The following is a 19,358-nucleotide window of genomic DNA, read 5'->3' as shown; positions in this document are numbered from 1 at the left end:
GAGTATGACTGTGCGCACAACCACCCCACTTGCGGTCCGTTCCATCGCTCTCATTCCGCTGCTCGGCGCCTTCGCGGCGCCGGCCATGGCGGTGCAGGTCACCGACAACCTCGACCTCGGCGGCGCCATCCGCGCGCGTTGGGACTATGACCCGGATCGCGACATTCAGAAGTTCGGCCTGGACACCGTGTTTCTCAGCGCCAAGTACAACTCCGACACCTGGATCGGTGAAGCGCAATACCGCTTCTACGGGCGCTCCTACCCTTACCAGTACACCAAGAACTACGGCGATATCCAGTTCGCCAAGTTCGCCTGGGCCGGTTACAAGTTCAACCCCGACCAGCAAATTCAAGTGGGTTTGAACACGATACCGTTTGGCTTGCAGCCGTACTTCGGCAGCACCTTTTACGAAACCCTGGGCAACGTCATCGGCCTGGAAGATGTGCAACAGGTCGGCGCCAAGTACATCCAGCAAAGCGGCGACTGGAATATCCAGGCCGGCTACTACCTGCGCCCGGCGTGGCAAGGCAAAGGCACCAGCAAGGGCGTGACCTATTCCAGCGTGGTGTCCGGCGCCGACAGCTACGTGGGCGACGGCAGTGACAACCAGGAACGCAACACTGTGGTGCTGCGGGTGGCCAAGGCCCTGGACCTGGGGCCGTGGAAATCCGAAGTGGGCATTTCGGGCCTGACCTCGACCCTGGAGAACAAGGACACCGACAACGACGGCCGGCGCAACGCCGTGGCCGTGCACTACCTGGGCAAGAACGGCCCGTGGGGCGTGCAACTGCAAGCGGCGCGGCAGCAGATGTCGCCGCGCAACGCCGGCACCGATGAAGTGGTGACCCTGGGCGGCTACGACGGCACCTACAACGTCGCCAGTCGCGGCAATCTGTACGTTGCCGACCTGAGCTACGACATCGGCGGTAAGTACCTGTTTGATCAGATCAGCGGCGTGAAGCTGTACGCCAACTACAGCGCCTTCGACAAATCCGCTGATGAGTTCAAGACCTCGCAGCGGATGATCCTCGGGACGTCGTTTTCCTTCAGCAAATTGTGGATCGCGACGGAGTGGCTGTATGGCAAGAATGACCCGTACATCGGTGGCAGCAGCTACACCCAGAGCCTGGGGGCTGGCGGGACTGATCATTGGGAGAATCAGTTGTACATGAACATCGGGTATTACTTCTGATCCGGGATTTGTGGCGCTTTTGAAGGCCTATTCGCGAGCAAGCCCGCTCCCACAGTGGACCGCATTCCAATGTGGGAGCGGGCTTGCTCGCGAAGACTTTAGCCCAAACAACACTTGCATCAGCCCCTGCCACAGGAGTCAGATACGCCCTACAGAACATTCGCCAAAAACAATAAACCCGGCCCGAATCGGCGCCAGGTGCGGAGCCACCCTTTCATGCGTCAACTGCCCTCGCTCAACATGCTGCGTGTCTTCGAAGAAGTTGCCCGGCATCGCAGTTTCAGCCAGGCAGCGCTGGGTTTGAACGTCACCCAAGGCGCGGTCAGCCGGCAGATCAAGCAACTCGAAGATTACCTCGGCGTGGCATTGTTCATCCGCACGCCCCAAGGCCTGTCCCTGACCGAAACCGGCCTCGCCCTCTCCCCGCAACTGAGCGACGCTTTCGACCACCTCGAACGCGCCCTGCAAGCGGTGCGCGTGCCCAACCTGCGCCAACGCCTGCGCATCGTCGCGCCACCGACCTGGGCCACGCGCTGGTTGTCGGCGCACCTGCGCGCGTTCTGCCAACGCTACCCGGACATCAGCCTCAGCGTGACCAACCAGAGCGGCCACGACAACCTCGCGGAAATCGACTGCCACATCCGCTTCGGCCTCGAAGCCGCCAGCCATTGCAGCAGCCAGTTACTGGTGATGGAACGGCACATGGCGGTGGCCAGCCCGGAGCTGTTCGTCAATGGCCAACCGCCGGACCTGCGACAGTTTCCCTTGCTGCACATCCTGCACGACGGCAAGCGCTTGAAGGTCTGGGAAAACTGGCTGGCGGCGATGGGCCGTGACGATATCGATGCGGGGCAAGGGCTGGAATTCAGCACCCTGGACCAGGTGATCCACACGGCGCTGGCCGGGGGTGGTTTGGCGGTGATTGACCGGCAGATGATCGAAAAGGAACTGGCCGTTGGCAGCCTGCTGCCGATCACCCCGGTGGAAGTGGTCGGGCCGTATGGGTATTGGCTGGATGTGGCGAACGACAAACAGGGGTTATCGAAGGTGCGGTTGTTTACCGAGTGGCTGGGACTCGTCAGCAATCCCTGAAACACCGCAATTCCCCTGTGGGAGCGGGCTTGCTCGCGAAGGCGGTGTGTCAGTTTGCATTGATCGTTCCCACGCTCTGCGTGGGGATGCAGCCAGGGACGCTCCGCGTCCCACAAGCGGACGCAGAGCGTCCATTGAGGCATTCCCACGCAGAGCGTGGGAACGATCATGCTTCAGATCGGGGCTGCGACTTTCACCGTGACAGGCGCCCCACTCTCCACCGGACTCTGCGCCTTGCACGCCTGGCTCAAGGTCAGGGATTTGGTCTCCGGCGCCCAGGCCCAGGAAATCATCGCGCCCAGTGCCAGGATCGCCGCCAGGATGCCCATGGTCGGGCTCAGGCCGATCCCCGCCACGCTCACCGGCAGCAGGAAGGTGCTGACCGCCGAGCCCAAGCGACTCACGGCCGTGGCCAAACCAATCCCGCTAGCGCGCACTTCGGTCGGAAAACTCTCGGCCGGGAATACGCCGACCAAATTGCTCACCGCCGACAACACCAGGGTGAACAGGCCGAACACCAACACCATCAGGAACGCCGCGCTGCCCGGCAATACCGCCAACAGAAACAACGCCACCGCGAGGATGATGAACGAGTTGATCAGGAAGCCCCGGCGCGAGAATTTCACGGTACACCAGATGCCAGTCAACGCGCCGAGGATCAGCAGCAGGTTCAGCATCAGCTCCGTGCCAAAGCCTTCGGCCAGGCCCATCTTCTGCAAGATCGAGGGCAGGAAGGTGTAGATCGCAAAGTACGGCATCACGATGCACACGAAGAACAGGCAATTGAACGCGGTGCGCTTGCGGTATTCACGGCTGAACAGCACCGCGTAGCCGGAGCGGGTTTCGGTGGAGCGGGTTTCGTCGAGTTCGACGTTGTCCCCCAGGTGTTTCTTGACGATGGCCCGGGCTTCGGCGATGCGGCCCTGATTGACCAGCCAACGCGGCGACTCGGGTGTGCCGATGCGGGCGATCAGGATCAACGCCGCCGGGATCGCCGACGAGGCCAGCATCCAGCGCCAGGCATCATCGCCGAGGTTGAGCATCGCCGTGCCGACGAAGGTCGCGGCGACGTAGCCGAAGGTCCAGATCACGCTGAACGAACCGAGCAGCACGCCGCGATGCTTCTTCGGCGAGAACTCGGCGAGCATGGCGTGGCCGACGCTGAAGTCACCGCCCAGGCCAATGCCGATCAGCACCCGGCACAGAAATAATTGCAGCGCGGTTTCGGCGTAGAACTGCATCAGCGAGGCGATGGTGATCAGCACAAAACTGACCAGGAAGATTTTCTGCCGGCCAACCTTGTCAGAGATCCACCCGAAGAACAGGCTGCCGAGAAACAGGCCGATCAGCGCCGAGGCACCGATCAGGCCTTGCCAGAAAGCGTCGAGGTGCATCTGTGGGCTGAGCAGGGTGAAGGCTATGCCGATCAGGCCGAGGATGTAGCCGTCGGTGAAATGCGCGCCGAACGTCAGCCCGGCGATTTTGAGATGAAAGCGCCCGATGGGCAGGTCGTCGATCTTTATCGATTGAGCGGACATGTTCGTCTCCAGTTGTTGTTATTGACGGAGAAATGAAACCGGTCGTTTTTGCTCTGATGAAACCGGTGAACCCTGTGGGACCTGTGGGAGCGGGCTTGCTCGCGAAGGCGGTGTGTCAGCCAACACATGTATCGACTGACCCGACGCCTTCGCGAGCAAGCCCGCTCCCACAGGGGTTATGGGTGGGGGTGTTAGAGCCCGCCCATCAACAGGTATTTGATTTCCAGGTAGTCTTCCAGGCCGTACTTGGAGCCTTCGCGACCGAGGCCCGATTCCTTGATGCCGCCAAACGGCGCGACTTCCGTGGAGATGATCCCTTCGTTGATCCCGACCATGCCCGCTTCCAGGCCTTCGGCCATGCGCCAGACGCGGCCGATGTCGCGGCTGTAGAAGTACGCCGACAAGCCGTACGGCGTGTCGTTGGCCCGTTGCAACACTTCGGCTTCGTCCTTGAAGCGGAAGCACGCGGCCACCGGGCCGAAGGTTTCATCCTGGGCAATCAGCATGTCGCTGTTGGCGTCGGTGAGGATGGTCGGCTCGTAGAACGTGCCGCCCAGGGCATGGCGGCGGCCACCGCACAGCAACGTAGCGCCCTTCTCCAACGCATCACCGACATGCAGTTCAACCTTGGCCAAGGCAGCGGCGTTGATCAGCGGGCCTTGCTCGGTTTCACCGTCCAGGGCACTGCCGACGCGCATCGCCGCGACCGCTTCGGCGAGTTTGCCGGTGAAGGCTTCGTAGACGCCGTCCTGGATAAAGAAGCGGTTGACGCAGACACAGGTTTGCCCGGTGTTGCGGAATTTCGAGGCCATGGCGCCTTTGACGGCGGCATCCAGATCCGCATCGTCGAAGACAATGAACGGCGCGTTGCCACCCAGTTCCAGCGAGACTTTTTTCAAGGTTTCCGAGGCCTGGCGCATCAGCAATTTGCCGGTTCGGGTCGAGCCGGTGAACGACAGTTTGCGCACGACGCTGGAGGCTTGCAGCGCCCCGCCGATTGCCACGGCATCACCGGAAACGACGTTGAACACGCCAGCCGGAATGCCCGCCTGCTCGGCCAGCACCGCCAGGGCGAAGGCCGACAACGGCGTCTCTTCCGACGGTTTGAGGATCATCGTGCAGCCCGCCGCCAGGGCCGGGCCGACCTTGCGGGTGACCATCGCCAGCGGGAAGTTCCACGGCGTGATCGCCGCCACCACACCAATGGCTTCCTTGACCACGATGATGCGTGCGTCGGCCTTGTGGCTCGGGATCACGTCACCGTAAGCGCGTTTCGCCTCTTCGGCGAACCACTCCAGGAAACTCGCGGCGTAGACCACTTCGCCCATGGCTTCAGCCAATGGCTTGCCCTGTTCGCGGCTAAGCAAGGTGGCCAGGTCCTTCTGGTGGCTCAGCATCAGCTCGCTCCAGCGCTTGAGCTTCTGGCTGCGTTCCTTGGCGGTCAGTTTGCGCCAGGCCGGCAACGCCCGATTGGCGGCGGCGATAGCGAGGTTGGTTTCCTCGGCGCCAGCCTTTTGCACCTCGGTGATAAGGGCACCGTTGGCCGGATTCCACACCGGATAAGTGGGACCACCGCTGGACCATTGGCCATCGATGAAGTTGCCATTGCGGATCAGCGCGCTCATGCCACGGCCTCGGTCAAGTTGAAGCGTTCCAGCCCCGGACGGGCCGAGCGCAGGATGCGTTTGCCGGCGGTGTAATCGTTGATCACATCGCATGGCGTGTAGTTGCGTTCCAGTTCATGCAGTTCTTCGGCGTCAAGCTTGGTTTCCAAGGCTGCCAAAGCACTGTCGAACTGCGCGGTGGTGTCGGCGCCGACCAGCATGCAATCCACACCTGGATGGTTAGCGACCCAGGCCTGGGCGATCTGCGCGTTCGACACGCCACGGGCACGGGCCACGTGCTGTACCGAATGGGCGATCTGGAACGAGGCTTCGTCGCTGTACATCTGCTGGGTGAAGAAGTCGGTCTGGTTGCGGGTCGATTGCACGTCGCCGGTCAGCAGGCCACGGGCCAGTGGACTGAACACCGAAACACCCAAACCTTGATCGCGGCAGAACGGGATCATCTCGCGCTCTTCTTCGCGGTAAGCGCAGTTCAGTTGCAGTTGCATGTTGATCGGCTTGACCCAGCCATTGCGCTCGCAGGCCATGAGGATCTTCGCCAGTTGCCCGGTGAGCATGGTCGAGACGCCGATGTAACGGGCCTTGCCGGAGCGCACGATGTCGTTCATCGCGCTCATGGTTTCCTCGACCGGAGTGTTCACATCGAAGTAATGCAGCATGAAGACGTCGACGTAATCCATGTCCAGACGCCTCAGCGACGCATCGATGCTGTCCATGATGTGCTTGCGCGAATGGCCGCTGGCATTGATGCCGTTGCGGGTGCCGTAGCCGACTTTGGTGGTAATCACCAGGTCATCGCGACGGGCCAGGCGCTTGACGATGCGCCCCACCACTTCCTCGCCGACGCCGGCGGAATAGAAGTCCGCGAGGTCGATGAAGTTCACCCCGTTGTCGAGGGCGTGAGCGACGATAGGTTCGCTCTGCTTCTCATCGAAAATCCACGGTTTCCAGTCCGGGGTGCCCATGTTCATGGTGCCCAGGCACAGGCGGGAAACTTGCAGGCCGGAGTTGCCCAAACGAATGTATTGCATGGCGCGGACCTCAGGCTTTTGGCGTGTAGAAAGGGTTGCTGATGTGATCGACCACATCCGCCAGTTGCGCGGTTTCCGGCTTGCCGGTCAGGGCGGCGCGGATTGCGGTGCGGCAGGCGTTGTAGTTGTTCAGGTACACCGCATCGAGGTCATCGCAGGCCGGGTTGACCCAGTTGGCGGTGACGATGGCCCACTCATCCTCGGCTTCCGGCGGCAGCGTGCCATCCAGCAATGCTTCCAGAACAGCCTTGGCGATCCCGGCCTGGGACGCGCCCCACGTGGCGTTGCCGTGCAAGTCACTGCTGATCGCGGCCTTGTTTACATAAAGGGTCATCGGCTTGACCGGGATGTTCGGCTGGGCGATCACCATGAATGGGCAATGGCCCTGGCTCGGCGACGCCAGGCTATTGGCAAACGCCTGCCCCGCCGGACCGTTGCGCGGGCCGATCAGGATGTTGATGTGCGCGGCGTTCACGCCCGGGCCTTCGAAACCTTCACCGATGTACAGGTCGAGTTCTTTCATGGGTCATTACTCTTTTTGGATTTTTTGGGTGATCAGAAGCGCACGCAGATCGTGAAGATCGCGGGGCAAATGTCGGGGATCGAAGAGCGCAGCACGGGGCTGGCGAGGACGCGGCAGTGAGGCTGGGTCATTGTGCAAACGCTCTTTTTTGTTGTTGATGAGCTGGTTTGCGATTTTTTAACACTGGGGGTTGGCGGGGCTGTAACCATTAAAAGTCATGGGGGTATGAGGTTAGGTCATACCCTTTTTCAGGCTGTAGAAAACCTGTGGGAGCGAGCCTGCTCGCGAAGGCTGTGTGTCAGTTGATGTGAATGCTGACTGACACGACGCCTTCGCGAGCAAGCCCGCTCCCACAGGGGTATTGGGGTTGGCTTGGGTTATTGCGACATGGCGTCTTTTTTCATGGCGTCTTTGCTCATGCTGTCCTTGGACATGTTGTCTTTCTTCATCGTGTCCTTGCTCATGGCGTCCTTGGACATGCTGTCTTTCTTCATGGTGTCTTTGGCCATGTTGTCCTTTTTCATCGTGTCTTTTTTCATGCTGTCTTTGGACATGGCGTCTTTGGACATCGAGTCCTTGCTCATGCTGTCGTTGCTCATGGTGTCGGCGGCGTAGACGCTGGCGACGCCCATGGACAAGAACAGGGACAGTGCGGCGGTGGCTAGCTTTTTCATGGTGGTGTTCCTTATAGAGTTGAGTGTGCTTGCGGTGAAGTACTTGGGCGTTCCTCAGCTACCACCGAACCAGTTGTAGCCCTGGTCTTCCCAGTAGCCGCCGCTGTAGGTGTTGCTGACGAAAATCGCCTGAATGTGTTTGGGGTTCTTGTAGCCAAGCTTGGTGGGCATGCGCAGTTTCATCGGGAAGCCGTACTCGCGGGGCAGCACGGCGCCGTCGTAGGTCAGGGCCAGCAGGGTTTGCGCATGCAGGGCCGTGGCCATGTCGATGCTGGTGTAGTAGTCGTCGGCGCATTTGAAGCCGACGTACTTGGCGCTGGTGTCGGCGCCAATGCGCTTGAGGAAGTCACTGAAGCGCACGCCGCCCCAGCGGCCGATGGCGCTCCAGCCTTCGACGCAGATGTGCCGGGTGATCTGGTCGGTCTGGGCCATGGCCCGCAGTTCTTCGAGGCGCCAGTTGCGTTTGTCGGCGACCAGGCCGGTGACTTCCAGGCGGAAGCTTTCTTCCTCGACGGTCGGTGCTTCGTCGATGCCGTAGAAGGCATTGAACGGGAACGGTCGGGTGATCATCGACTCGGGATAGGTCGGCGCCATGGCGTTGGGGTTGAACAGCCAGCCCTGGACCCGATCGTTGAGGCGGGACATGGAGGACAGCGCGGTTTCGACGCTGTCGTTGTCGGTGATGTTGCAACCGGACAACATGGCCACCCCGCCGAGGGTCAGGCCGCGTAGCAGGAACGAGCGCCGGGAACGGTCTTCGATTTGCGGCGCCAGTACCTTCCGGGCTTCGCTGAGGATGGACGACTCGTCGAGTCCTTCGATGCGCTTTTTCATACCGGCTCCTTGCGACCAACAATCATGGCCCACAGCGTTTTCGGGACCAGCAGTACCATCACCAGATGCACCACGATGAAGGCCACCAACAGCGCCATCGCGATGAAATGCACCTGCCGCGCCCCTTCGTAACCACCCAGCAATTCACGCAACAACGGGAACTGCACGGACTTCCACAACACCAGCCCGGACACCACCATCAGCGTGATGTCGAGCATGACGAACAGGTAGGCGAAGCGCTGGACCTGGTTGTAATGACTGAGGTCGGCGTGCCCCAACCGCCCTCTCAGTGCCGCCCACAGGTCATGCAGGATGCCTTTGGGCGATACCGGGAAAAACCGACGCAACAGTCGACCGCTGGCAATGTTGATGGTCAGGTAAATGAGGCCGTTGATGGCGAGGAACCACATCGCCGCGAAATGCCATTGCAGCGCCCCGCCGAGCCAGCCACCGAGGGTGATCGACGCCGGGAAGCTGAAATCGTAGAGCGGCGAGGCGTTATAGATGCGCCAGCCGCTGCTGATCATGACCACGACCGCCAGGGCGTTGAGCCAATGGGTCAAACGCAGCCAGCGTGGGTGGCTGGCCTTGGGTGAAGCAGTTGGCTGCGACATGTCCGGCTCCTTGTTTGTTGTTCGATGGGGCCGAGTATGGAAGCCAACTGTTCGCCAAATCCTCACGTAAAGTTAAATTAATCGTGATAACTATCCGGACGTCCCCGGGATTCATTTGTGGTTAAAATGCCGCCCACTCACATTGCCGACGTTGCCCGATGAACCCTGACGCCCTCGCCACCCTGCACACCCACCTACTGACCGCCCTGGCCACCGCCCAGGCCGAAACCCGCCGCTTGTTCCACGGCCGTGGGCGTTGCTGGCCGGGGCTGGAGCAGTTGACCGTCGACTGGTTGCAGGGGGTGGTGCTGGTGTCGCTGTTCAAGGAGCCGGAGCCGCAACAGCTGGAGGATCTGAAGCAACTGCTGATGGGCCTCACCGGGTCCGCCGAATGGCAGCAATCCGGCGCGCATACATTGTTGCTGCAACACCGTTACCTGCTGCAAAGCACCACCGAATGGCTGCTTGGGGATGCGCTGGAAGAAATGACCATCACCGAGGGCGGCCTGAAGTATCGGGTGGACCTGGGCCGTAAACAGAACGCCGGGCTGTTCCTCGACATGCGCTACGGCCGCGATTGGGTGCGAGCGAATGCGGACGGCAAGCGGGTGTTGAACCTGTTCGCCTACACCTGCGGGTTTTCGGTCGCGGCCATCGAGGGTGGTGCGGCGCACGTGGTCAACCTGGACATGTCCAGTTCGGCGTTGAGCCGTGGCCGTGATAACCATCGGCTCAATGGCCACGACGTGAGCCAGGTGACATTCCTCGGCCACGACCTGTTCAAGTCCTGGGGCAAAGTGATTGGCAAGGGACCTTATGACCTGGTGATCATCGATCCGCCATCGTTTCAGAAAGGCAGTTTTTTGCTGACCAAGGATTACCAGCGGGTGCTGCGTCGGTTGCCAGAACTGCTCACCGAACAGGGGACGGTGCTGGCCTGCATGAATGATCCGGCGTTTGGTTCGGACTTTTTGATTGACGGCGTTACCCGTGAGGCGCCGAGTTTAAGTTTTGTCGAGCGGCTGGAGAATCCGCCGGAGTTTCCGGATGCGGATATTGAGTGCGGGTTGAAGGCGTTGGTGTTTCGGCAGGGCTAGCTGAAGATCAAAAGATCGCAGGCTTCGCCAGCGCCTACATTGACCGCGTGAAAACCCGAGCCTCAACGCGGCTGCAGCACCAACGCAAACAACTCCCCATGCCCGCTGACATTGAGCTTGTGGTAAAGATTGCGCCGATGCACCTTCACCGTTTCCGGGGAGATGCTCAGTTGTTGGGCGATGGCTTTGCTGGAGAAACCCTGAAGAATCAGGCGCGCAGTCTCGACTTCACGCACCGTCAACCGTGCGTCGAAACGATCGAGCAAGGTCGCCAGATCCCCGGCCACCGTCGTTGGCCCTTCCGGCGGCACCAATTGCAGATGCCGGCCCATCGCCGCCAGCACCCAGTCGCGCACGCATAGAAGTCGGCCGTGTTCTTCGGGGGTGAAACGCGTCGAACGACCCAGCGACAAACCGAGCACGGCGCCATCCACATTAATCATGAACTGCAATTCATCGCCGCCCACCACCGAGCGGAAGTAACTCTGGTAGTACTCGCTCTGCTGAAACTGGTCCGGGGCCACTGAATCGAGGCTGTGCAAGCCGTCAGTGATGCCGGCGCAGGCTGCCTGGTAGAAGGGATCAATCAGGTACATGCCGGCGCTGTAGTCAGCCAGTTCCTCCTCCTCGTGCGCGCTGGCACGGGAGTCGAAATCGATCAGCAACTGCGGCACCCGCCCTGCCTGCATCACCGCGACCAAGGCATTATCCAGCGGCACCAGCAACCGCAAGGTATCCACCAGCGCCCGCCAGAAACCGTCGCGGCCCAGCGCGCCAAACACTCGGGCCAGCCCTTGGTGCACCGGCAACTCTTTCAGCAACGCCTCCACGCTCTACCCCTTTTGTGTAACCCATGATGGGAATGGGTGACGAGCACCCCGGTCGATACGCTGCATGCACTTATTGACCACCGGCCTGTAGCAGGCCAGGAGTGCCGCATCATGAGTCGTCATCGCACGTATATCAACCTGGGACTGGGCGCCTGTCTGTCGGCCTGGATAGCAGCCGCAGCGGCGGATGAACCGACCGTGCACGTCTACAACTGGTTTGACTACATCGGCCCGACCACGCTGAAGGATTTCCAGCGCGACACCGGGATCAAACCCGTCTATGACACCTTCGACAGTGGCGAAGTACTGGAAGCCAAGCTGATGACCGGTCACAGCGGTTACGACGTGGTGGTGGCCAGCAACTTCATTCTGCCGGCCCTCATCAAGGCCGGAGCCTTGCAGAAACTGGACCGTAGCCAGTTGAGCAATCTGCACCACATTGACCCGGTGTTGCTGGAAAAGCTGCGCGCGAACGACCCGGATAACCAATACGCCGTTCCTTACCTGTGGGGCACCGACGGCATTGGCTACAACGTCGACAAGGTCCGCGCGGTCCTCGGCGATCAGGCGCCAGTGAATTCTTGGGACCTGCTGTTCAAAGAAGAAAACCTGGCCAAGCTCAGCCAATGTGGCGTGGGGATTCTGGACGCTCCAGCCGAGGTCATCCCGATCGCCCTGCACTACCTCGGCCTGCCGCCCAACAGCAGCAACCCCGCGGACTACAAGAAAGCTGAAGCGCTGATGCTCAAGTTGCGTCCGCACATCACCTATTTCAATTCGTCGAAGATCCAGACCGACCTGGCCAACGGCGATATCTGCGTCGCCCTGGCGTGGTCCGGCACCGTGTTCGGTGCCATGCAAGCCGCCAATGAAGCGGCGAAGGGTGTAAAGATCGAATACAGCATCCCGGTCGAAGGTGCGCCGATGTGGTCCGATAACCTGGTCATGGTCAAGGATGGCAGCAATCCACAACAGGGGCTGGCCTTTATCAACTACCTGCTCCTTCCCGAAGTTGTCGCCCCCGCTACTAACCTGGCGCTCACCGCCAATGCCAACAAAGACGCGACGGTGTTGCTCTCGGACGAGGTGCGCGGGTACAGCAACATCTACCCCTCCGCCGAAGTGATCGCCAAGGCATTCACCCTGCAACCGCAGCCCCACGAGATCGAACGTGTGCGCACGCGCTCCTGGAGCAACATCAAGAACGGTCAGTAAAAACACCGCCGTCCCCTGTAGGAGCAAAGCTTGCTCGCGAAGAGGCCATCCCATTCAACAAAGATGTCGCCGCCTGATCTACCGCTTTCGCGAGCAAGCTTTGCGCCTACAAGGGGTCTGCCAATGAGTTTGACTTGAACATGAGAACGACAATGAAACCACGTGCCCGCGACCTGAATATCCAGTTCGGCCAACTGCAACCCGGCCCGCTCAATGCCATCACTGATGTACCCGGCGTGCGGGTCGGCCACAGCGATGTGCGCGGCCGCACCGCTAACGGCCGCGACATCCTCACCGGCGTTACCGTGATCGAACCTCGCGCCGGTTCCACCAGCCAGCAGCCGTGTTTTGCCGGGGTCCATGTGCTCAACGGCAATGGCGATGCGACCGGTCTGGAATGGATTCGCGAGGCCGGGCTGTTGACCAGCCCCATCGCCTTCACCAACACCCACAGCCTCGGCGTGGTGCGCGATGCGCTGATTGTGCTGGACCGCGAGCAGCAACCGGACGACGGGCGACTCTACTGGAACATGCCGGTGGTGCTGGAGACGTTCGACGGTTTGCTCAACGACATCAACGGCTTTCACGTGAAGCCCGAACACGTGGCCGAAGCCCTGAATACAGCCGTCGGTGGACCGGTCACCGAAGGTAATGTCGGTGGCGGCAGCGGCATGATCTGCCATGAATTCAAGGGTGGGATCGGTACTGCGTCGCGCCGCTTGAGCAGCGCTCAGGGTGGCTGGACGGTGGGCGCCATCGTCCAGGCCAACCACGGCATTCGCAACGAATTGCGCGTCGATGGTTACCCGGTCGGGCGCTATATGGAAAAGGCTGACTCGCCGTTTCTCAAGGCGTCGCTGCCGCATCCGGGCATGGGCTCGATTGTCGTTTGCCTCGCCACCGATGCGCCGTTGCTGCCGCACCAATGCACCCGTCTCGCGCAACGTGCCAGTCTCGGCCTGGCCCGCACCGGCGGGGGCAATGAAGACCACAGCGGCGACATCTTCATCGCCTTCGCCACGGGCAATGATGTGCCGCCCGCGGCGTATGAAAGCAAGAAAGCGCCGACCTGCGACAACTTGCGCATGGTCAACAATGACCACATCAGCGAACTGTTTTTGGCCGCGACCGAAGCCGTCGAGGAAGCGATCATCAACGCCCTGCTGGCGGGGGAAACGGCTGAGGGTAACGGGCATGCAGTGCCGGGGCTGGATGCCACAACACTGCTCGATGCCTTGCGCCAGGCAGGTTGGCCGGGAGCCCAATAAAAGAACCTCCCGAAGTCGCTGACACCACCGCAACGGGGGATGCTCATGGATCGCAGGCGTCCCCCGTACATATCGATCGCCACGCTGCTTCTGCCAGCAGGTCCCGATAATCCTTCGGCCGTCCCTTCACCCGCCCCGACAACCACGTCCGGCAGTAGCTTTCCGCCTGACCGATGATCAGTGACGGCATCAATTCCGCCGGAACCCCTTTCAACTCATCGCCCCGCTCCGGGGCTGACAGCCATTCCCACAGCTGGCGGTTGCGGGTTTTGTTGCGGGTCGCCAGTTCGTCCTTCAATGGCCCTTTGGTCACGGCAAATCGCGCGTGGTACTGGAACCGTGCCCACTCGGGCTGGTTATCGACCCAATCCACATAACTGTGCACCAGCGCGTAAACCCCGGCGCGCGTCGTTTCGGCGTCGGCCAGATAGCTGTCGCGAAGCTGCGCCTGATCGTCCAGCGCAGTGAAAAACAGCGCGGCCACCAAGCCTTCCTTGTTGCCGAAATGGTGGTAGATCGCACCGACGCTGGTATCGCATTCGGCGCGGATCATCTCGATGGTCGTGGCCTCGATCCCCTGCTCATTGAACAGCTTGAGGGCTTTTCGAAAAATGTCGCGCTTGAGTTCGGCTCTTCGTCCGGGGTAGCAGCGCTCGAGTAAATCTGCAGTTTCCATGCTGAACACCAGCCCAAAAAATCAACGGCAAGGCAGACACCTGCCCACGGATAAGTCGCGCTAGGTTGACAGATTTCCCATCGACAGAATACTGTTCCGTAACAGAACATTATTCTGTTACGGAACATAATTCTGTTAATCCACCCCTCAGCGAGGCTTCAACATGAACCAGGTTCTCAGCCTGTACACCAGCGCCGGCCCCGAAGCGTTCAGCAAAATGGTGTGCCAGATGGCGCCCTACTTCAGCACCATCCACCCGGTTTTCTCGGCACTGCGCCAAGGCTATGCAAGCGTGCAGGTGCCATTTTCCAGGGAAATCACCAACCACCTGGGCACCGTGCACGCGATCGCCCTGTGCAATGCCGCGGAACTGGCAGCCGGCACGATGACCAACGTGTCAATTCCCGAAGGCGCGCGCTGGATTCCGAAAGGCATGACGGTGGAGTACCTGGCCAAGGCCAAGACGGATGTGACGGCGGTCGCGGATGGGGAAGCGGTGGACTGGTTGACCGAGGGCGACAAGATTGTGCCGGTGGACATTCACGATGCCGAGGGCAAGAAGGTGTTCACGGCGCGGATCACCATGAACGTGAAGCTTTCCTAAACACTTTTAACTGTAGGAGCGAAGCTTGCTCGCGAAGGGGCCGGCACATCCAACATTGATGTCGGCCAACAGGACGCCTTCGCGAGCAAGCTTCGCTCCTACAGAGGGGATGTGTGGTCAGACCAACCGCAGTCTTGGAGTGATGGCTGGCACGGCCTCATCACCCAACCGCCCGCGCACAAACTCATTGGCCTTGCGCGTCAACTGATCCAGATGCCGGTCGCGCTGTTTCTCGGCATCGGTCATCGCCCGTTTGCCGTGCTTTTGCAGCAGGTAGGTATGAATCTGCCGCACTTCCAACGCGCTGTAGATCGGTGCCGTGTCCAGCACCGCCATCAGGCCGTCGGTCCCGTGATCGCGGGTGTTCATCAGCACTTGCGTGGCGCGCACACCCAGCACCTGGAAGCCCATCGCTTCAAAATACGGGACTTTTCCAACGCTGCACGTCAACTCAGCGTGAGGGTAGCGGCCGACCATTTCCCGCAGCATCGCCCGGGCAACACCCTGGCCGCGATAGCTGGCATCGACGGCCATATAGGCCACACCGCACGCCTCGGGATCGTCCTTGACCGGCAGGTACAACACAAAGCCGATGACCTTCTCCGGGTCGTCCACATCCGTCGCCACGATCAACTCGACCGCCAGCCCCTTGGCCCCGCTCAACGCCTCCAGATACAGGTGGACCTCATAGCCGATCGCGTATTGGTACACGTTGTACAGCAGGTTGCTTTGCGGCAGAGCGACCGCGCTGATGTCGGTCAGGTTGTCGACCACCAGTTGCAGGATCTGGCTGGTGATGTGCTCGGGGCACGGGGTTTTGAAATGGCTGATCTGGGGCATTGCGCGACTGACTCCGGCGGTTAAGGCGTACCCGCGACGTGAAGAATGCGTCGCGAGTGCGGCCATCATAACGCGCGACGGGGCAATTCCCCGAAACTGAGGGGTTGCCCCAGCGAAACAGGCTTTCTCACACAAATAAAAATCAATGCAACCCGTTGATTAGCAAACGGTTTAAACAAAAATATCGCCCATGGCGCGGCTTTTGCTTTATTCCTCTTTAACGCACCGACGGCCCTCGCTTCCAGGTGATGGCTGCTATCGCCGTGCCGGCCTGACGCAAGGGGAAAAAAAATGAAAAGCCCAGCCTCGGAGCACCGTTGGCCCAGCCGTTTGCTGGGTTCGGGTGTCGCCTCCGTCATGCTCATCACCTTCAGCCTGACCACGGCCAGCGCGGCCCCGCTCGATGATGTCGGGCAACCGCCCCCCACGGATCCCTCGGCCTTTACCAATCCCCCGGCCGATCCCAAGGCTGCGCTGGAAGCACTGAAAACCTTGCCTGAGGCCAATCAAGGCGCGATTGCCCTGCCCAATGGCGTGTTCGGCGACCGCACTACACCACGGGCCGACAACGTATTGCCCCCATCTCTGCAAACGTCGTTCAACTTCCCCACCAATGGCAAACCCAGCCCCTTGTTTGGGGCCGAGCCTTTTACCCAGCAATTGCTGTTATTCGAAGAGTTCGGCACGGAAAAACTCGACCCGACCACCCCGCCACCGACCCTGACCTTCCCGGTGCCGACCCTCGGCCCGGCGCCCCAACAAGACCCGAACAACGTCGCCCGCAGCGGTCCATCCAGTGCCGCAATCGAAGCCTTCATGCGTCAGCCGGGGTTGTTTCCGTTTCCGGCGCAGTTCTCCAATGTGCTGGACCGCAACCCCTGGAAGGCACAGATCGAAGCCTTCCTCAACCGCCACCCGGTGGGTTCGCCCGCCGAGGGCCGGCCACCGGGCAAAGGCTGGTCGCATCAGCGCTGGAACGAGTTCTTTCCTCAGGTGCAGTTCAAGACCGTGCAAATGGGCACGCGCACCAATCAGGGCCTGCGTGACCGCAAACAACTACACAATTACGCCAATGGCGAATTCGCCCCCGGCGGGCTCTACTACCAAACCTCGGACATCCCGGAAACCGCCGGCACCACCCGGGGCATCGACGCGCGCTTCCACTCCAAAATGCCGATACAGAATCACAACTCGTTATGGACGTTCGACGGCACCTTTCCGCCCAAATTGCTCATGGTGCGTTACGGCCAACCCGTGCTGATGCGTCACTACAACGCCCTGCCGATCGACCCGGCGGCCAACGCCGGTTTCGGCCTGCACACCATCAGCACCCACGAACACAACGGCCATTCCCCAGCGGAAAGCGACGGCTACACCAACGCATTCTTTTTTCCGGGGCAGTACTACGACTATCGCTGGCCGCTGCAACTGGCCGGCTACGACACGATCAACACCACCGCCCAGGACCCTCGGGCGGCGTTCCCCTGCTCACCGGGCGAAACCCTGTACGTCAACGACGCCAACCCCGGCCTCAAGACCTGTGACCACGGCAGCATCAAGATTCGTGGCGACTGGCGCGAGACCATGAGCACTCACTAGTTCCACGACCACATGCTCGATTTCACCGCACAGAACGTCTACAAGGGCAACGCGGTGATGATGAACTACTACAGCGCCCTGGATCGCGGCAACGAGGCCATCGACGACGGCGTCAACCTGCGCTTGCCCAGCGGTTCGGCGCTGCCCTGGGGCAACCGCGACTATGACGTCAACCTGCTGGTGGCCGACAAGGCCTGGGACGAGAACGGTCAGTTGTGGTTCAACCCGTTCAACACCGACGGCTTTCTGGGCGATCAGATCCTGGTCAACTGGCAGTACCAGCCACGCCTCAAAGTGCGTGCGCGCAGCTATCGCTTCCGCATCCTCAACGGCTCGGTGTCGCGCTTCTTCAAGTTGGCCCTGGTGCGTGAAATCAGCGGCAACGGCGGCGAGTTTCCAGGGCCGGCGGGCTCGGGGGTTTCCTACAATCGCGTGCCGTTCCATATGATCGGCAACGACGGCAATCTCATGGAACACACGGTGCCGTTCGACGGCAGCATGGACCTGGACGGCGACGGTGACCGTCAGGACCACAACGCGATCCTGCCGACCCAAGGCATTGCCGAACGCTACGACATCATCGTCAACTTCGCGAAAAACGGCATCCAGCCCGGCGACAAGCTGTACTTCGTCAACCTGCTGGAACACCGCACCGGCAAGGGCCCGGAGAAAAACGAACTGGCCCTGGCGGACGTGTTGTCCGAGAAATACAAAGCGGTGATCAAGCAGACCAGCAAAGGCCCGCAATGGGACAAGGGCGACCCGGCCGTCGGCAAGTTCCTGCAACTGCTGGTCCAGCCCTACAGCGGCCAGGACGTGAGCATGAACCCGGCGGACTACGAACCAGCCAAACCCGGCAAGCCCGCCGGCAAGACAATGATCCCGCTGACCATTGATCGCGACAACCCGAGCGACCAGGCCAAACTCAAACTGGCGCGGCATCGTCATTTTGTATTCGGTCGTTCCGACGGCACCGACGAGGCGCCCTGGACCATCAAGACCGACGGCGGCCTGGGTTACGACATGGACCCGCGCCGCATTAGTGCTGCGCCGCAATTGGCCAACGGTCCGACCGACGCGGGCTATGCCGGTGACGGCACCCTTGAGGTGTGGAAAATCGAGAATGGCGGCAACGGCTGGAACCACCCGGTGCACGTGCATTTTGAAGAAGGGGTCATCCTCAGCCGCGACGGCAAAGCGCCGCCGGAATGGGAAAAATGGGCGCGCAAGGACGTCTATCGCATCGGTGAAGGCATCGACAGTTCCGTGGATGTGGAAATGGCGATCCACTTTCGTGAGTTCGCCGGCACCTACATGGAGCATTGCCACAACACCCAGCACGAAGACACCTCGATGCTGCTGCGCTGGGATATCGAGCACCCCGGGCAGTTCCAATTGATGCCCACACCGCTGCCCGGTTGGGACGGTGTCACCTACGTGAACTCCGCCGCACTGCCGACTTTCCGCACCGGTGATCAAGGTGAGGAAAACAACGGCCCGAATAAAAAACCCGTGGCCAACCCCGACAGTGCCATCAGCAATAACGGCCTGCCGCTGACCATTAACGTGTTGGCCAATGACACCGATCCTGACGGCAACCTGCCGCTCAAAGTGGTGGGCCTGAGCCAGCCGGATTCGGGCCAGGGCACGGTCAGCACCGACGGCCTGCGCGTGGTTTACACCCCACCGGCCATCGTCAACGGGCCGTTTACCGCGACCTTCACCTATCAGGCCAGCGACAGCAAGGACGCGGTCTCGGACAAACCGGCCACGGTGTCGGTGGCGGTCAGCGCGGCGGCGGTCAATGAAGACTTGCAGGTAACCAGCGCCACGGTCGTCGCCCGCAGCAACAGCCGCTACACCTGGGATTTAGCGGGAACCACCTCGCGGGCGGCAGGCAACAGCATCACGGTCAGCGCGAGCACCACGGGCGGGGCGCTCAATCTCGGTGCGGCGGCACTGACGCCGAGCGGGACCGGCGCACGCTGGCGGCTGTCTGTCACCACCACCGGTGACGGCCCGACGCCAAGCCCCACCGCCACGGTTCGCTCGGCCCTTGGGAAAACGGTGACGGCGCCCATCGCGGCGCATTAACGATGGGGGCCT

General features: G+C 61.1%; 16 protein-coding genes and 1 pseudogene. 7 read left to right on the top strand and 10 right to left on the bottom strand.

Features of this window, described 5'->3' with window-relative positions:
• The first annotated feature begins 85 nt into the window (after positions 1-85).
• Positions 86-1,192, top strand: coding sequence for a hypothetical protein (locus FQ192_RS29495; RefSeq protein WP_372242369.1), 1,107 nt, complete (start codon positions 86-88; stop codon positions 1,190-1,192).
• Positions 1,193-1,408: 216 nt separating this feature from the next.
• Positions 1,409-2,284, top strand: a complete 876-nt coding sequence (locus FQ192_RS29490) for a LysR substrate-binding domain-containing protein (RefSeq protein ID WP_149661688.1) — start codon at positions 1,409-1,411, stop codon at positions 2,282-2,284.
• 173 nt (positions 2,285-2,457) lie between these two features.
• On the opposite strand, the gene FQ192_RS29485 is transcribed toward FQ192_RS29490, so the two are convergent.
• The 7 genes from FQ192_RS29485 to FQ192_RS29455 form a co-directional block, all read right to left on the bottom strand.
• Positions 2,458-3,822: an MFS transporter gene (locus tag FQ192_RS29485; RefSeq protein ID WP_149661687.1), complete on the bottom strand. Its 1,365-nt coding sequence runs from the start codon at positions 3,820-3,822 to the stop codon at positions 2,458-2,460.
• Positions 3,823-4,013: 191 nt separating this feature from the next.
• Positions 4,014-5,447 carry an NAD-dependent succinate-semialdehyde dehydrogenase gene (locus tag FQ192_RS29480; RefSeq protein WP_123408721.1) on the bottom strand — a complete coding sequence of 478 codons (1,434 nt, stop codon included), beginning with the start codon at positions 5,445-5,447 and terminating at the stop codon, positions 4,014-4,016.
• Positions 5,444-6,478, bottom strand: coding sequence for an aldo/keto reductase (locus FQ192_RS29475; RefSeq protein WP_149661686.1), 1,035 nt, complete (start codon positions 6,476-6,478; stop codon positions 5,444-5,446). The genes FQ192_RS29480 and FQ192_RS29475 overlap by 4 nt, the downstream gene beginning before the upstream one ends.
• A gap of 10 nt (positions 6,479-6,488) precedes the next feature.
• Positions 6,489-7,001 carry a formaldehyde-activating enzyme gene (gene fae, locus FQ192_RS29470; protein WP_054615233.1) on the bottom strand — a complete coding sequence of 171 codons (513 nt, stop codon included), beginning with the start codon at positions 6,999-7,001 and terminating at the stop codon, positions 6,489-6,491.
• A gap of 377 nt (positions 7,002-7,378) precedes the next feature.
• A complete protein-coding gene (locus tag FQ192_RS29465) occupies positions 7,379-7,675 on the bottom strand; it encodes a pentapeptide MXKDX repeat protein (RefSeq protein WP_149661685.1) in 297 nt (98 codons plus the stop codon).
• A gap of 54 nt (positions 7,676-7,729) precedes the next feature.
• Positions 7,730-8,509 (bottom strand): molybdopterin-dependent oxidoreductase, encoded by a 780-nt coding sequence (locus FQ192_RS29460; RefSeq protein ID WP_149661684.1) that lies wholly within the window; start codon positions 8,507-8,509, stop codon positions 7,730-7,732.
• Positions 8,506-9,123: a cytochrome b/b6 domain-containing protein gene (locus FQ192_RS29455; RefSeq protein WP_149661683.1), complete on the bottom strand. Its 618-nt coding sequence runs from the start codon at positions 9,121-9,123 to the stop codon at positions 8,506-8,508. The genes FQ192_RS29460 and FQ192_RS29455 overlap by 4 nt, the downstream gene beginning before the upstream one ends.
• A 158-nt stretch (positions 9,124-9,281) precedes the next feature.
• Here FQ192_RS29455 and FQ192_RS29450 point away from each other — a divergent pair, with 158 nt between their 5' ends.
• Positions 9,282-10,220, top strand: coding sequence for a class I SAM-dependent methyltransferase (locus tag FQ192_RS29450; protein ID WP_149661682.1), 939 nt, complete (start codon positions 9,282-9,284; stop codon positions 10,218-10,220).
• A 62-nt stretch (positions 10,221-10,282) separates the two neighbouring features.
• On the opposite strand, the gene FQ192_RS29445 is transcribed toward FQ192_RS29450, so the two are convergent.
• Positions 10,283-11,050, bottom strand: a complete 768-nt coding sequence (locus tag FQ192_RS29445; protein WP_149661681.1) for a helix-turn-helix transcriptional regulator — start codon at positions 11,048-11,050, stop codon at positions 10,283-10,285.
• 111 nt (positions 11,051-11,161) lie between these two features.
• On the opposite strand from FQ192_RS29445, the gene FQ192_RS29440 reads away from it, so the two are divergent.
• Together FQ192_RS29440 and FQ192_RS29435 are read left to right on the top strand one after the other, a co-directional pair.
• Positions 11,162-12,265, top strand: a complete 1,104-nt coding sequence (locus FQ192_RS29440; protein WP_149661680.1) for a polyamine ABC transporter substrate-binding protein — start codon at positions 11,162-11,164, stop codon at positions 12,263-12,265.
• A gap of 152 nt (positions 12,266-12,417) precedes the next feature.
• Positions 12,418-13,533 carry a P1 family peptidase gene (locus tag FQ192_RS29435; RefSeq protein WP_149661679.1) on the top strand — a complete coding sequence of 372 codons (1,116 nt, stop codon included), beginning with the start codon at positions 12,418-12,420 and terminating at the stop codon, positions 13,531-13,533.
• A gap of 43 nt (positions 13,534-13,576) precedes the next feature.
• On the opposite strand, the gene FQ192_RS29430 is transcribed toward FQ192_RS29435, so the two are convergent.
• The gene (locus tag FQ192_RS29430) at positions 13,577-14,209 is read right to left on the bottom strand and encodes a TetR/AcrR family transcriptional regulator (protein ID WP_133839938.1); all 633 of its coding nucleotides are present in this window, start codon (positions 14,207-14,209) and stop codon (positions 13,577-13,579) included.
• A gap of 163 nt (positions 14,210-14,372) precedes the next feature.
• Between FQ192_RS29430 and FQ192_RS29425 the strand changes: the two genes are divergently transcribed.
• The gene (locus FQ192_RS29425) at positions 14,373-14,813 is read left to right on the top strand and encodes a hotdog fold domain-containing protein (protein WP_149661678.1); all 441 of its coding nucleotides are present in this window, start codon (positions 14,373-14,375) and stop codon (positions 14,811-14,813) included.
• 117 nt (positions 14,814-14,930) lie between these two features.
• Here FQ192_RS29425 and FQ192_RS29420 read toward each other — a convergent pair whose 3' ends face one another.
• On the bottom strand, positions 14,931-15,653 hold the full coding sequence (locus FQ192_RS29420; protein ID WP_149661677.1) for a GNAT family N-acetyltransferase: 723 nt from the start codon (positions 15,651-15,653) through the stop codon (positions 14,931-14,933).
• Positions 15,654-15,944: 291 nt separating this feature from the next.
• Here FQ192_RS29420 and FQ192_RS29415 point away from each other — a divergent pair.
• Positions 15,945-19,346, top strand: a pseudogene (locus tag FQ192_RS29415) (Ig-like domain-containing protein).
• Positions 19,347-19,358 lie beyond the last annotated feature (12 nt).

This window comes from Pseudomonas sp. ANT_J12 (assembly GCF_008370045.1).
Lineage (GTDB): Bacteria > Pseudomonadota > Gammaproteobacteria > Pseudomonadales > Pseudomonadaceae > Aquipseudomonas.
This window is presented reverse-complemented; position numbering and strand designations above follow the sequence as displayed.